General features: G+C 34.0%; 9 protein-coding genes. 6 read left to right on the plus strand and 3 right to left on the minus strand.

What is annotated here, in order from left to right; all coding sequences use genetic code 11:
- Nucleotides 1-252 precede the first annotated feature (252 nt).
- The 5 genes from V7719_RS00595 (at nt 253) to V7719_RS00615 (ending at nt 11,208) form a co-directional block, all read left to right on the plus strand.
- On the plus strand, nt 253-4,458 hold the full coding sequence (locus V7719_RS00595) for a LamG-like jellyroll fold domain-containing protein (RefSeq protein ID WP_335727910.1): 4,206 nt from the start codon (nt 253-255) through the stop codon (nt 4,456-4,458).
- A 309-nt stretch (nt 4,459-4,767) separates the two neighbouring features.
- Nucleotides 4,768-8,172: an isoleucine--tRNA ligase gene (gene ileS, locus V7719_RS00600; protein ID WP_335727911.1), complete on the plus strand. Its 3,405-nt coding sequence runs from the start codon at nt 4,768-4,770 to the stop codon at nt 8,170-8,172.
- A 3-nt stretch (nt 8,173-8,175) separates the two neighbouring features.
- Nucleotides 8,176-8,559: a TraR/DksA family transcriptional regulator gene (locus V7719_RS00605; protein ID WP_335727912.1), complete on the plus strand. Its 384-nt coding sequence runs from the start codon at nt 8,176-8,178 to the stop codon at nt 8,557-8,559.
- A gap of 87 nt (nt 8,560-8,646) precedes the next feature.
- The gene (locus V7719_RS00610) at nt 8,647-9,300 is read left to right on the plus strand and encodes a lipoprotein signal peptidase (protein WP_335727913.1); all 654 of its coding nucleotides are present in this window, start codon (nt 8,647-8,649) and stop codon (nt 9,298-9,300) included.
- 24 nt (nt 9,301-9,324) lie between these two features.
- Nucleotides 9,325-11,208, plus strand: a complete 1,884-nt coding sequence (locus V7719_RS00615) for a hypothetical protein (protein ID WP_335727914.1) — start codon at nt 9,325-9,327, stop codon at nt 11,206-11,208.
- Here the strand turns inward: V7719_RS00615 and V7719_RS00620 are convergent.
- Genes V7719_RS00620 through rimK form a run of 3 tightly spaced genes read right to left on the minus strand, consistent with a single transcriptional unit; the run spans nt 11,205 to nt 13,656 of the window.
- Nucleotides 11,205-11,774, minus strand: a complete 570-nt coding sequence (locus V7719_RS00620) for a 5-formyltetrahydrofolate cyclo-ligase (protein ID WP_335727915.1) — start codon at nt 11,772-11,774, stop codon at nt 11,205-11,207. The genes V7719_RS00615 and V7719_RS00620 overlap by 4 nt on opposite strands.
- Nucleotides 11,767-12,738 carry a succinylglutamate desuccinylase/aspartoacylase family protein gene (locus V7719_RS00625; RefSeq protein ID WP_335727916.1) on the minus strand — a complete coding sequence of 324 codons (972 nt, stop codon included), beginning with the start codon at nt 12,736-12,738 and terminating at the stop codon, nt 11,767-11,769. Before V7719_RS00625 ends, V7719_RS00620 begins: the two co-directional genes overlap by 8 nt.
- A gap of 42 nt (nt 12,739-12,780) precedes the next feature.
- Nucleotides 12,781-13,656 carry a 30S ribosomal protein S6--L-glutamate ligase gene (gene rimK, locus V7719_RS00630; protein WP_335727917.1) on the minus strand — a complete coding sequence of 292 codons (876 nt, stop codon included), beginning with the start codon at nt 13,654-13,656 and terminating at the stop codon, nt 12,781-12,783.
- A gap of 119 nt (nt 13,657-13,775) precedes the next feature.
- On the opposite strand from rimK, the gene uvrC reads away from it, so the two are divergent.
- Complete coding sequence (gene uvrC / locus V7719_RS00635; RefSeq protein ID WP_335727918.1) at nt 13,776-15,569, plus strand: excinuclease ABC subunit UvrC; 1,794 nt, start codon at nt 13,776-13,778, stop codon at nt 15,567-15,569.
- Nucleotides 15,570-15,581: the final 12 nt, after the last annotated feature.

The following is a 15,581-nucleotide window of genomic DNA, read 5'->3' on the forward strand; positions in this document are numbered from 1 at the left end:
ATTTTTGTTTGGTTATATCGATTTTTTGTTTTACTATTGTCCTGTGTCTCAATGCAAAACATTAATTTGAGTCCATTAACCGAATCACTCTTCCCTCAAGTTTAGTTTCAATACATTTTGTATGTATTTCATTGATTATTTAAGTACTGTAGTGGTCCTAATCGATTTATTTTGAATTTTTAACGATAAAAATCATGTAGATACTTAATAATCAGATTAATTAGTTTACGATTTACCCCAAATCTAAAAGTCATGAAAACAAAATTACTTATAGGTATTCTTACCTTTTTATGTGCTACAAATATATCGTTGGCGCAGAATTCGAAATTACAGATTAATGTAAGATGGCCTAGTAATTCGTACGAGAATAAAGTCGAGGTTTACAATACGGCTCATGACTTAATTACAACAGTTTGTGATAATTCTCAATGTTATTCTGAAACTCAAATAGATTTACAAGACAGATACGGCTCAAAGTATAATTTGGGCTGTGTTACAAACGGTAATAACTATTATATAAAAATGTATGATATCGCTAATGATGGTTGGAGCAGTGATAGTCATGTAAAAGTATATGTTGCTGGAGTTGAGGTAATTAATGATGATGGTAGTGGTGCTAATTCCTCAGGAGAGACGATATATTTTAATGTTACTGGTGGAGATGTTGGCTGTAATAGTGAACTAGATACAGATAGTGATGGCATTGCCGATTATTTAGATTATGATGATGATGGTGATGGTATAACGGATGCAGCTGAAAATTTAGGGCAAGACCGTTTTGAATGCACATTACCTCCTCTTGAATTTGAAAACGGAACTTATGATGCTGGAGCCAGTACAGCTTCCGCTGGAAATGTAGGTGCTGTTTATAGATTTAGCAATGCCATTCAAGGATATGATGTCTTAATGGAAATTATGGAGCTAACTAATGCAACCGTTGCCAATATTGATAATGATACTATCGATAATCCTACCTATTTACAAACCGAACTTAATCTTACCGGAACAGGTACACCTGGAGCAACTTTTCAATTTACAATTGTCGATGCAGATACAACTACGCCGTCAACAGAAATTTTTAGAATTAACGGAATTACATGGGATTGCGATGGAACAAGTGATTTACAAGAATCGGTTATATATTATAACCCTGCTGCTTATGGAATTGAAAACCCTTCCGATCTTGTTATTAATGATCTTGGGTCAAATAACATTGAAATCACTTCAGGAGATATCACAGTTAATGGTTTCTCTACACTACCATGGTTACGTGCGTATTATCAATTTATTGGAAATTCGTTTTCTATGCGTATGCAGGCTTTTAAAACTACAACTAGAACCAGATTGCGTCAATTTGGTATGTCTTTCACGCAATGTGAATTTTTAGATTTTAACGCCAATTCATTAGTCATTATTACAGGTGAGGATTTTGATGGCGATGGGGATTACAATCATTTAGATTTAGATAGTGATAATGATGGTATTCCTGATAATGTTGAAGGCCAATCGACTTTAGGATATTTAGCACCTTCAATGAATGTTAATGTTAAAACAGGTATTGATGTCGTTTATGGAACTGGAATTGATGTTGTTAATACTGATAATGATAAGTATCCAGATGTTTTGGATTTAGATACAGATAATGATGGGTTACCAGATATTGAAGAAAATGGAATGGCAAATACCATAGTTACATTTGCTGATTCTGATTCCGATGGACTTGATGATTTATTTGAAGGCTCTAATTTAAGTGATCCTTTGGATGCCAATGACGAAATAAATACACCTTCCTCTTCAATATTACCGGATTTAGATGGTGATGTATTTAGTGGAGGCGATGTTGATTATAGAGATTTGTTCAATACAAATCCACCACCTTCCGCCACTTTAGATTTTGATGGCGTTGATGATTACTTAGCAACAGATTCATTTATTGATGGGAAAGATGAGGTAACTATAATGGCATGGGTAAAGATTGCCTCAGGAAATTCTGGATATATAACAATAGCAGGCGAAGATGTCTCATGTAAACTCTATCTTCAAAACGGAAAGGAGCCTTGTTTTTCAATCAAAACAGATGGTAATGCCACTAGTGTGGTTAGTTCAAATGCTCTTATTATTAATGAATGGCATCATATTTCTGGAACATATTCAAATGCAACAGGGATGTTAAGAATCTTTGTGGATGGCAAACAAGAAAATGAATTAGATACTGGTATAACAAGCGACAAAATTAAGATGACTTCCGATAGTAATGGTGCTTTTGAAGTAGGTAGGGTTTCTAGTAATGTTACCGATAGAGAATACTTTAAAGGCGAAATTGATGAAGTAAGAGTCTTTGATATAGATTTAACCAAGGACCAAATTCAACGTATGGTATACCAAGAGATTGAAAATAGCTCTGGTAATGTAAGGGGTACAATTATTGGGAAAGACATTGTAGATATTACTTCCAACGCTACTATTCCATGGGTTAATTTAATTGCCTATTTCCCGATGACAGATATAAAAAATAGCACTACAACTGATTTTTCTAATAACAGTAATACTTTAAGATTAAATAACATTACTACGTTTCAAGGACAAACAGCACCAATGCCTTATCGCGCAACAAGTAATGGAAATTGGTCTACAGAAGGCACATGGTTACATGGAGATGTTTGGGATATTGAAACTGTAAACATTAATAAAGATTGGAGTATTGTAAAGATTGAAAGTAATGTTACAACCTCAAGTTCACATAAGAATTTAGGACTTATTATTGATGAAAACAAGTCGTTGACTGTAAATGGAGATCAACAGATAAATAACAGTTGGTATTTAGAATTAGATGGTACTTTAGAGTTAAATAATGATTCTCAGTTAATCCAAGGGATTAATAGTGATCTAGTAACGAGTGCAAATGGTAAAATACGTAGAAGACAAGAAGGAAATACAAGTGTGTATTGGTACAACTATTGGGCGTCACCTGTTGGTGCTCAATCAGCAACAACACTATTAGATAATAACGCTTCTACTAATAATGTGAATAACTCAATTTTTACTTTAAATACACTTAAAGAAGGAAATGAAAATAGTGTTCAATTTACCGCATCCTATAATGAAGTTGGTAAGATAAGCACACGATGGTTGTATAGTTATAAAAATGGATTGAATTACTATCAATGGGCCTCATTAGCACCAACTTCAGCTATAGAGCCAGGAGTTGGTTATACTCAAAAAGGAACTGGAAATACTGGTGCTCAGCAACAATATATTTTTGAAGGAAAGCCGAATAATGGGACTATTATTATACCAGTAAACGATATAGGTGGAGCCGGTTCAGTACCTTCTGTATCAAAAACAGATTACCTATTAGGAAATCCTTATCCTTCCGCATTAGATATTTATCAATTTATAGATGATAATGAAAGTGTAATTGATGGGACCTTGCAATTATGGCAACAATGGAGTGGAACTTCTCACAACCTAGATGAATATGATGGAGGATATGCTCAAGTGAACAAATTAGGATCAATCAGAGCCTATCAATTTGTCGGCGAAGAAGGCGCTACTAACGGTTCCCAAGACGGAACAGTGACACCATCTAAATACCTTCCTGTAGGTCAGGGATTTATGACAGAAATTGTTAACAGTGGTGATATTGTATTTAATAATGGCCAACGAGTGTTCATTAAAGAAGCTGATGCGGATGGAACATATAACAATGGATCTTCATTTTTCAGATTAAGTGAAACAGATCAAGAAGATACTGTTGAAAACACAGAGGACATCATGCAAAAAATTCGTTTAGAGTTTAATGCAGTAACAGGTCCTGTAACACGAAGAGAATTATTATTAGGATTCAGTAATTTCACTTCAGATGCATATGACTATGGATATGATGCTAAAAATACAGATGTGTTAGCTAATGATTTAAACTTAATTCTTGAAGATCAGAATATGTTAATGCAAGCCTATGCTTCAATATCAGCAAATAAAGTTGTCCCTCTTAATTTAACGACTTCAGGAGATTATACCTATGAAATCAAAATCACTGAAATAGAATACATAGCTGAAGATCAAGAGATTTATTTAAAAGATAATTTGACAGGAACCTATTTCGATTTGAAAAATGACCAAGCTTATGGGTTTTCTTCCGAAGAAGGCGAATTTAACAATAGATTCGAAATTGTGTTTCAAACAGAAGCATCATTGTCTACTGAAGAAGATGACTATCAATATAACTTGATTTATTTTAATAACGATTCTGACAAGTTATTTGTTAAAGGCCTACAAACAGATGTTAAGCAATTGATGGTGATTAATATATTAGGACAATCTGTTAGAGAGTATACGAGTGTAAGTTCTCAAGATTTAGAGAATGGATTAGAGATTTCTAACCTTAGTACTGGGACTTATGTTGTGTATCTCAAAACTGCAAATGTTGTAAAAACTAAGAAGATTCTTATTAATTAACCTATTAATTACTTTATTAGTTTCAATATTTATGTGACTTTTCGGAGGTTGTAGTGTCTTAATTATTGAACACTAATTCTTCGTATTTACAATGAAAAACACAAAAAGAATCTTATTACTACTAGCATTATTAATTGTATTTAAGATTGTGTTTTTTTAAGTGTTTTTTATAGAATAAATCATTATCAGATAAGGTGTCAAAATAATCCTGGCCTCACTACTATTATTGTATTCTCTTTTTTGCCTAGAAGACACTCATAATTTTACTAAAATTCCTTAATTTCGCGACTCGATTAGAACACTGATATCATGAGCGCTAAATTTCCTGAATACAAAGGACTTGACTTACCAAAAGTTGCAGAAGAAATTCTTAACTCTTGGCAAGAAAACAACATCTTTGAAAAGAGTATTTCTACAAGAGAAGGTAATGAGCCTTTTGTCTTTTTTGAAGGACCGCCTTCTGCAAATGGACTACCTGGAGTACACCACGTTTTAGCACGTGCTATTAAAGATATTTTTCCGAGATATAAAACCATGAAAGGATTCCAAGTAAAGCGTAAAGCGGGTTGGGATACACATGGTTTACCAATTGAATTAGGTGTCGAGAAAGAATTAGGCATTACCAAAGAAGACATTGGTAAAACAATTTCTGTCGAAGATTATAACGCAGCTTGCCGAAAAGCAGTTATGCGTTACACTGATGTTTGGAATGACCTCACACAAAAAATGGGCTATTGGGTAAATATGGATGATCCATACATTACCTACGACCCAAAATACATGGAGAGTGTTTGGTGGTTGCTAAAAGAAATTTATACCAAAAAATTAATGTATAAAGGCTATACTATTCAGCCTTATTCGCCAAAAGCAGGAACAGGTTTAAGCTCTCATGAGCTTAATCAACCTGGGACGTATCAAGATGTGACCGATACAACGGTTGTAGCTCAATTTAAAGCAAATCCAGATTCACTGCCAGATTTTTTACAAGACGAGGGTGATATCTTTTTCTTAGCTTGGACAACGACACCTTGGACCCTTCCTAGTAATACAGCCTTGACTGTTGGATCAAAGATTGATTATGTATTGGTTGAAACTTATAATCAATACACGTTCAAACCAATGAATGTGATACTAGCTAAAAAGTTAGTGAATTATCAATTCGCCGGAAAGTTTAATTTGGTTGAAGAGAAATCAGATTTATTAGCATACAATTCGGGAGATAAGAAGATTCCGTATTATGTTGTTAAAGAGTTTAAAGGTGCCGATCTAGTCGGAATTACATACGAACAATTATTGCCTTATGCCCTGCCAAATGATAATCCGCAAGATGCGTTTAGAGTCATTTCAGGAGATTTCGTAACGACTGAAGATGGTACCGGAATTGTTCATACAGCGCCAACCTTTGGAGCCGATGATGCTTTGGTTGCTAAGCAAGCAACACCAGAAATCCCACCACTATTAGTAAAAGATGAAAACGATAACTTAGTCCCACTTGTCGATCTACAAGGTCGTTTTAGACCAGAACTAGGAGAGTTTGCAGGCAAGTATGTAAAGAACGAATATTACAATGATGGTGAAGCACCAGAACGTTCAATTGACGTTGAGCTTGCTATTAAATTAAAAGAAGAAAATAAGGCCTTTAAGGTTGAAAAATATAAGCATAGTTACCCAAATTGTTGGCGTACAGATAAACCAATTTTATACTATCCGTTAGATTCTTGGTTTATCAAAGTAACTGATGTTAAGGATAGAATGCATGAGCTAAACAAAACGATTAACTGGAAGCCAAAATCAACTGGCGAAGGTCGTTTTGGCAACTGGCTGGCGAATGCAAACGATTGGAATTTATCGAGATCACGTTATTGGGGGATTCCGTTACCAATTTGGAGAACCGAAGATGGTACAGAAGAAATTTGTATCGGTTCTGTTGAAGAACTTAAGAATGAAATGGCAAAAGCGGTTCAAGCTGGAGTACTTTCAAAAGATATTTATGAAGATTTTGAAGTTGGAAACAATTCCGAAGAGAACTATGCTAAAATAGATTTACATAAAAACATTGTTGATGCGATTGTTCTGGTTTCGCCAAGTGGGCAACCAATGCAACGTGAGAGCGATTTGATAGATGTATGGTTCGATTCAGGTTCTATGCCTTATGCACAATGGCATTATCCATTTGAAAACAAAGAACTCATTGACGATAATAAATCATTTCCAGCGGATTTTATTGCTGAAGGTGTTGACCAAACTCGCGGATGGTTCTATACGATGCACGCGATTAGTACGATGGTATTTGATTCAGTAGCTTACAAAAACGTGGTGTCTAACGGATTAGTGTTAGACAAGAAGGGACAGAAAATGTCGAAGCGTTTAGGTAATGCGACAGATCCATTTACAACTTTGGATACTTATGGTGCAGATGCCACACGTTGGTATATGATTATGAATGCCAACCCTTGGGATAACCTTAAGTTTGATTTAGAAGGAATTGAAGAGGTGAAGCGCAAGTTCTTTGGAACCTTATACAACACGTATTCATTCTTTACATTATATTCTAATTTAGATAAGTTTACCTATGCAGAGGCAGATATCCCGTTAGCAGAACGACCTGAAATTGATCGTTGGATTTTATCTGAATTGCATACATTGATCCTGAAGGTAGATGAATATTATGCTGATTACGAACCGACAAAAGCAGCGAGAGCTATTTCAGGATTTACACAGGATTATTTAAGTAACTGGTATGTGCGTTTGAGCAGAAGGCGTTTCTGGAAAGGCGATTACCAATCTGATAAGATTTCAGCATATCAAACGCTTTATACATGTATGGAGACCATTGCAAAGTTAGGAGCGCCAATTGCACCTTTCTTTATGGATCGTTTGTATTTGGATTTAAATTCGGTAACGAAAAAAGAATCATTTGAAAGTGTACACTTAGCTGATTTCCCAAAATTTGACGCGACTTTTGTTGATAAACATTTAGAACACAAAATGGAAAGCGCCCAAACAATTTCTTCGTTGGTATTATCGTTAAGAGCTAAGGAGAAGATTAAAGTGCGTCAACCACTTCAAAAAATTATGATTCCAATTGATTCAAAAGAACAGAAGGAAGAGATTTTAGCCGTTTCAGATTTGATTAAGACTGAAGTAAATGTTAAAGATGTTGAGGTTTTAGAAGATGCTTCAGATATATTAGTCAAACAAATAAAACCTAATTTTAAAGTTTTGGGACCACGTTTTGGACAAGATATGAAAGCTGTTGCTCAGGTAATTAAGGGTTTAGGAGCTGAAGACATCAAAAAAATTGAGCAAAAAGGAAGTTTAGATGTTGAAATTAACGGAAAAAAGATTACTTTAGAACAATCAGATGTTGAGATTACCTCTAAAGATATAGAAGGTTGGCTTGTAGCAAGTTCGGGAGCGATAACCGTTGCTTTAGATGTCACACTAACAGAAGAATTAAAGAAAGAAGGTATTGCAAGAGAATTGGTAAATAGAATTCAAAACCTGCGTAAAGATTCTGGATTTCAGTTAACGGATAGAATTGCAGTTCAATTTCAAAAAGATGAACAAATTGAAAGTGCAATTAAAACAAATATCGACTATATTAAAACCGAAACCTTAACCGACGAATTAGAGATTTTAGAAACTGTAAACAATGGTATAGAAATTACTTTTGATGATGTAAATACCAAATTGTTTATTAAAAAAATATAAAAAATGGGAACCAATAACACTGTAAGATATCCAGATAAAGACTTAAATGAGTTTAAGAGACTTATTCATGAAAAAATAGAAAAAGCACAACACGATTTAGAATTAATCAAAAGTGCTTACATGAACGATCATAATAATGGTACAGATGATACCTCACCAACGTTTAAAGCGTTTGATGAAGGGAGTGCTGTAATGAGTAAGGAGTCTAATTCGCAATTAGCCATTAGACAAGAAAAGTTTATTCGTGATCTTAGTAATGCGTTGATACGTATTGAAAATAAAACCTATGGTGTTTGTAGAGTTACGGGAAAGCTCATTAACAAAAAACGTTTAGAGCTAGTGCCTCATGCCACTTTGAGTATTGAAGCTAAAAACATGCAGAAGTAAAATCCCTTTAGAAAAAGAGGACCTCACATATACAAAACGTCTCTTTAGAGACGTTTTTTTATTAATCAGAAGACTTAAACCTTATGTATGTCTTTAAAAAAAGCGACAGTTCTAATCATACTTATTTTACTTGTTGATCAAATAAGTAAGTTCTACATCAAAACACATTTTGCTTTAAATGACAAGACCATTGTTTTTGATTGGTTTCATATTGCTTTTGTGGAAAATGAAGGGATGGCTTGGGGAACAAAATTGAGTGATTTTGTGTCTTTTCTTTCTGATAGGACGGCTAAAGTTTGTTTGACTGTTTTTAGAATTTTAGCAGTGTTTGGGATTGGTTATTGGCTAAACATATCGATTAAAAACAAGAGTTCAAGAACTTTAATTTTTGCGATTTCTCTTATTCTAGCTGGAGCTTTAGGGAATATTATCGATTCTGCTTTCTACGGGATTATCTTCGATTCTAGTTCTGGGCAAGTCGCTACTTTTATGCCAGCTGATGGAGGTTATGATACGCTTTTTCATGGTAATGTTGTAGACATGCTGCACTTTCCTATATGGGAAGGGAATTTATTCAGTTGGATACCGTTTATTGGAGGCGACTCCTTTAGCTTTTTTGATCCGGTGTTCAATATTGCAGATATGGCGATAAGTACAGGTATTGGAATCTTAATATTTTTTAATAAGCGTGCTTTTGGACCTTCTGAAAAGAAAGTTGAAGAAGTAGCATTAGAAGATTAAAACTCTTAAAACTAGATACTAATTATGAAATTAAAAAGTCTTGTTATTTTGCTTTTGGCCTTGTGTTTGTCAAACATAATTAGTGCCCAAAATCAATTTGGAATTGATTTTACAAATTATAATAGCCAAGTTTGTCAAAAGTTTAATCAGGCGTTTAATAATAGACCGAAAGAGGTGAAGTTTGGGATAAAACGAGTTAATGCCAGTCTGTTTTTTGAAACTAATGATAAAGAGTGGTTTAAGAGCCTTTTTGTGAATGCTAATGATGGTATTGCAATTGATGTTGTCTCTAAAGACCGCTACGCTTGTGATGTTGACGACATAGAGCGCATTCAAATAAAAGGTAAATTACTGCCACCTGTGTATTCAAAGCGACTTAAAAGCGGTCTTAAAAAATCGGGACAAACTATGTATCGTGTTTTAGTTGGACGTATTCCTGCCAACCTATTAAAAAAAGAACTCGAATTTAATACACTGTTTCTAAGTAATAAAAATCTCTGTCAGTATTATGTGATTTACGATTTGGAGTCTTATCCATGGGATTTGATGGATATGGGAATGTATCTTGATTCGATAACCTATAAAGACAAAGAAATAAAAACGGCTTCTACTGATGCTTACGTCTTGAAATACAAAACGCTAAAGTTTAAAATTCCGTTTGAGAAAAATAAATCAGAGTATTCACAAGAAGATATTAAGCCACTTTACGATTCTTTGCGCTTAACCGATTTTAATATAAAATCAGTTAAAATTAAAGCCTACTCTTCGGTAGAAGGAAGTTTAGAGCGTAATGTAAAACTCCAAGAACAAAGAGCTGCTAGTATTGTAACTGCGCTTCAAACATTTCAAAAACCTTCTATTAAAAATGAAATATCATCGTCTGAGAATTGGGTAGAGTTTTTAAATGATATTGAAAACACAACCTATGAAAATTTAAAGAGTTTAAGCAAAGCGCAAGTTAAAGCAAAACTTGTGGGTGCATTATCTTCAGAAATGGAACCTATTTTAAAACAGCATAGGAAGGCATTAATCACTTTGGAGCTTGAAAAGAAAGATGTCTATAAAGATTTGGATGCCACAGAACTTTTAAATAAATTTAATACGTCTATTACTTCAGATGATTTAGATGAAGCATTAAAAATTCAAAATTCGTTGTTTGAAAAGCTCAAAAACAAAGAAGTATCTCCCGACTTATTGAATCAAATGGAAGTGCCTAACCAGTTAAAATACACGACCTTTTTAAATAAAAATTCAGCATATAAATATCTATTGGAGGAGCCTCAGATTTTGATAGTTCATAATGAGTTACTCGAACTTGAAAAATTGGCACCAAAAGATAAACGAGTCAAATACAATATTGCTGTTACCAAACTAAAGTTATGGCGACAAAATGCAATTAAGGTTGATGAGAAGAAACTGAAAGCAGAAATTAAAGCTCTAAAAAATTATGGAATAAGTGACGATCTAATCTCAAGAATATTAGTGAACTATCATATCGTTATTGCCCAAAACTTGATGCGCAAACGCGATTATGCAAATAAGGATAAGGCAGTAAAGTTTATAAAAAATAATTATAAAAATTTTAAGCTATCAGATTATGATTATTTGAGTCTGGCACAGTTTTTTAGCTATTATGCTAATACAGATTTATCTGTGGAGCTTTTGAAAGATAAAGTAAAGCGTATTGATATTGATGAAAATCTATTATTCTATTATTTGAATTTAACTATTATTGATCCTGAATTAACGAAAACTTCAGATTACAGGACTATCATGTTGAATGCATTAAACATGAATAAATCACGCTATTGCAAACTTTTTGATCCCTTTGGAGAAGGAGGTGTCACTTTTCAATTGTTAGAAGATAATTATTTGAGAAGTGCCTATTGTGAAAGTTGTGCTAATTAGTCTGTAAAAGAATAAATTTTATTAGGCGTTACACAATAATCCAAGCCAATATCACCGTCATACACATCAATAATATGCTCTGTGCTTTCAAAAAATGAGAGTCCGATTTTGATGGTTTTAGGTCTACATTTAGATAGAAACTTATCATAATATCCTTTTCCGTAACCCACTCGATTTCCAGATTTATCAAAGGCTAATAATGGGATAAATACGACATCTATTTGTTCTGGACTAATAGAGATGCCATTAACCGGTTCAGGGATATTCCATTCATTTTTTATGATTTTCGTACTATCGGTTAGCAGAAAATGTGACATTTCTAGTGTCGTAAAATCACTTTTAGAAATGACAATATGTTTATCTTTTCCTGAGAGGATATTTAAGATGTAATCGGTATTGACTTCTTTATGTTCGGTTATCGATAAGAAGAGGTGATAAAATTCATGTTCCCAAATCGGTAAGGTTAGTAGTTGGTTGGCAATGTCTAAACTGAAGTCTTCAATTTGTTCTTCGGAAATAGTCTTCCGAAGTCGTTTATGGGTTTTTCGCAATTCGTTTTTAGTCATTTTTTAAAGCTGTTGTTATATGGAAAATTGCATCACCTTGATAGATGATAGGCGACTCATTGATATTAAACACAAAACCTTTATTTGGTGCTTTTACAGAGTGATTAAAGCTTCCGTAAGGATCTGTAATGTGACCAATAACATCACCTTTATCCACGTGAGAATTTATGGTGACCGTATGTTTGAACATTCCAGAATGACTTGCGCGAATCCATTTACTTTCTGCAATAAATACACAAGGTTTTTTGGGTTGAGAGACTTTAAATTTGCTATTTAGCATCTCTAAATGATCTAGGACACGCTTTATGCCATTAACACCTGTATTGGTAATGGTATTATCTATATTGAAGGATTTTCCACCTTCAAAGAGAAGCACAGGAATTCCTAATTTATAACACGTGTTTCTAAAGGATTTGTTGAGGTTTTTTGAGTACAGCACGAAAGGAGCTCCAAATATTTCAGCAAGTTCCTTTAGGTTTTTTTCACCTTTAATGATTCTTATTTGTGCCGCATTAAAACGATCTGCACCTCCCGTGTGAAAGTCCATCACCAAGTCTGCATGTGGTACTATTTCAGTGACCAATTTAAAAGCGACCTGACTTGCTAAAGAACCGGTTTTCATTCCTGGAAACACCCGATTGAGATCACGACCATCTGGAAACTCACGATCCATATGTATAAAACCAAAAACGTTGATTACTGGAACGCATATTATGGTTCCTTTTTTAGGTTTGTTAATCCCTTTAGAAATAATCTGTCTAACAATTTCTACACCATTAACTTCGTCTCCATGAATACCAGCAGTAATTAAAACTGTTGGTCCAGGTTTTTTTGAGCGTTCAATAATAACAGGAACATCTATAGTGTTCTGGGTGTGTAATTTTGCCACATTAAAGCTAACCGTTGCACTTTTACCTAGAGCTACTTTTTTACCCAGTATCTCTAAAATATCTTTTTCGCTCATTTTAAATCAATTTACATGTGATATTTTGAAGTTGAATAGGTATTAATTTCTGTTACGTTCAATAAAAGTGATAATTACTTCAGCTATATTCTTCCCTGTGGCGACTTCAATACCTTCTAAACCAGGAGTTGAATTGACTTCGAGAAGTAAAGGGCCTCTTGCAGATTGTAACATGTCAACACCACAAACAGGGAGTTTTAAGGCTTTAGAGGCATTCATGGCAACTTTTAGTTCGGCTTCACTTAATTTAATAATATTCGCAGTTCCGCCACGATGAAGATTAGATCGAAAATCGCCTTCTTTACCTTGACGCTTCATAGCGCCAACGACTTGTCCGTCAACAACTAATGCTCTAATATCTGCACCTTTGGCTTCTTTGATGTATTCTTGTACTATCACTCTAGCTTGTAACCCATTGAAGGCTTCTAGAACAGATTCGGCAGCATTTTTTGTTTCGGCTAAAACAACGCCTAGACCTTGGGTCCCTTCTAGAAGTTTTATGATTACAGGAGTTCCTCCAACATGTTCAATAACTTCTTCGACATCTCGTGAGTAATTTGTGAAAACGGTTTTGGGCATCCCAATTCCAACTTTACTTAAGTGTTGTAAACTTCTCAGTTTGTCTCGAGATCGTAAAATAGCATCTGAAGTTACTATCGTAAACACACCCATCATTTCAAACTGTCTTAAAACGGCACAGCCGTAAAAAGTAACAGAAGCGCCAATTCTAGGGATAATAGCGTCGACATAATCTAAATAGCGATCTTTATAATAGATAGTTGGCTTTTCTTTTTCTATGATGATATCACAATTTAGAGGATCAATAACTTCCACTTCATGGCCTCTTGCTTCACCTTCCTTTACCAGTCTATGTGTAGAATATAATTGAGAATTTCTTGATAAAATAACAATATTCATATAAAGCAATTAATGTATTTTGTTTATAATTTAAACCAAAACCATATTAACTAAGCGCAATATACTAAAACGTTAGTATTTAATTTTTTCAGTATTCCCTTTTCATTTACCTTTGAGTAATGCAAAAACCCACATTAGATATTCAATTAAAAACCTTGCCTCATCAACCTGGTGTTTACCAATATTTTGATGCGGAGGATAAATTGATATATGTAGGTAAAGCCAAGAACATCAAAAAACGAGTGAGTTCATACTTCACAAAGACTCATGAGAATGGTAAAACCAGGGTTCTTGTAAAAAAGATTGCAAGTGTAAAACATATTGTGGTTGAGACTGAAACCGATGCGCTTTTATTAGAGAATAACCTGATAAAAAAATACAAACCACGTTATAATGTTTTGCTTAAAGACGATAAATCCTATCCTTGGATTTGCATAAAAAAAGAACGCTTCCCAAGAGTGTTTTCGACAAGGCGTGTATTTAAAGATGGTTCAGAGTATTTTGGACCTTATACGAGTATGAAAACAGTACACACCTTGCTCGATTTAATTAAAGGATTATATCAATTACGAACATGTAATTTTAATCTTTCCGAAGAAAAGATAGCTGCAGGAAAATATAAAGTCTGTTTAGAATATCATTTAGGGAATTGTTTGGGACCATGTGAAGGCTTGCAAACTGAAGAAGACTATAGCGAAGGTATTGTTGCTATTAGAGAAATTTTAAAAGGAAATTTTAAAGATTCATTATCTCAATTTAAAGTCCAAATGAAGCAATTGGCTCAAGAGATGCAATTTGAAGAAGCACAACGCATCAAAGAAAAAATTGAAGTTTTAGAGAATTACCAAGCAAAATCTACTATTGTAAATCCTAAGATTAGTAATGTCGATGTGTTTAGTATTATGAGTGATGAAAGCTTCGGATATGTTAATTTTTTACAGTTGTCCTACGGAAGTATTATTAGATCCCATACACTTGAAATTAAAAAGAAGTTAGATGAAACAGATAAAGCCCTTCTAGAATTATCAATTACTGAAATTAGGCAACGTTTTAACTCAAAATCCAATGAGATTTACGTACCATTTAAAGTTGATTTAGGAGATGAAATTAAGCTTACAATCCCGAAAGTAGGAGATAAAAAACATATATTAGATTTGTCGCTTCGGAATGCTAAGTATTATCGGATGGAGCGTTTCAAGCAAGTAAAAATTACTGATCCAGATCGTCATGCCAACCGAATTATGGCACAAATGAAAGTCGATTTACGCTTATCTGGAGAACCTCGACACATCGAATGTTTTGATAATTCAAATATTCAAGGGACACATCCAGTAGCAGCTTGTGTGGTATTTAAAGATGGAAAGCCAAGTAAAAAAGAGTATCGTCATTTCAATATAAAAACAGTTGAAGGTCCCGATGATTTTGCATCTATGGAAGAAGTGGTCTATAGACGTTATAAACGTTTGCTTGATGAAGAACAACCTTTACCACAATTAATTATTATTGATGGCGGAAAGGGGCAACTCTCCTCTTCATTAAAAAGCTTGGATGCTTTAAATCTCCGAAATAAAATTGCCATAATCGGAATTGCGAAGCGTTTGGAAGAATTATTTTATCCAGATGATCCAATTCCGTTATATTTAGACAAGAAAAGCGAAACACTTAAGGTGATTCAACAATTAAGAAACGAGGCGCATCGTTTTGGTATTGAACATCATAGAAATAGACGAAGTAAAAGTGCGCTCACAACAGAGTTGGATACGATATCGGGAATAGGTGAGCAAACGGTTGTAGCTTTGATGAAAACATTTAAATCGGTTAAGCGTATTTCCGAAGCAAAAAAAGAAGATTTAGAAAAAGTGGTTGGGTTATCCAGAGCACAAAAAATAATAGAGTATTACAGTAAGAAGTGAAATTTAAAATTA

Origin of the sequence: Psychroserpens sp. (assembly GCF_036960315.1) — a bacterium.
Classification (GTDB): Bacteria; Bacteroidota; Bacteroidia; order Flavobacteriales; family Flavobacteriaceae; genus Psychroserpens.

Coding starts and splice junctions, on each gene's coding strand:
- V7719_RS00595 (WP_335727910.1), top strand. CDS start 253: ATGAAAACAAAATTACTTATAGGTATTCTTACCTTTTTATGTGCTACA.
- ileS (WP_335727911.1), top strand. CDS start 4,768: ATGAGCGCTAAATTTCCTGAATACAAAGGACTTGACTTACCAAAAGTT.
- V7719_RS00605 (WP_335727912.1), top strand. CDS start 8,176: ATGGGAACCAATAACACTGTAAGATATCCAGATAAAGACTTAAATGAG.
- V7719_RS00610 (WP_335727913.1), top strand. CDS start 8,647: ATGTCTTTAAAAAAAGCGACAGTTCTAATCATACTTATTTTACTTGTT.
- V7719_RS00615 (WP_335727914.1), top strand. CDS start 9,325: ATGAAATTAAAAAGTCTTGTTATTTTGCTTTTGGCCTTGTGTTTGTCA.
- V7719_RS00620 (WP_335727915.1), bottom strand. CDS start 11,774: ATGACTAAAAACGAATTGCGAAAAACCCATAAACGACTTCGGAAGACT.
- V7719_RS00625 (WP_335727916.1), bottom strand. CDS start 12,738: ATGAGCGAAAAAGATATTTTAGAGATACTGGGTAAAAAAGTAGCTCTA.
- rimK (WP_335727917.1), bottom strand. CDS start 13,656: ATGAATATTGTTATTTTATCAAGAAATTCTCAATTATATTCTACACAT.
- uvrC (WP_335727918.1), top strand. CDS start 13,776: ATGCAAAAACCCACATTAGATATTCAATTAAAAACCTTGCCTCATCAA.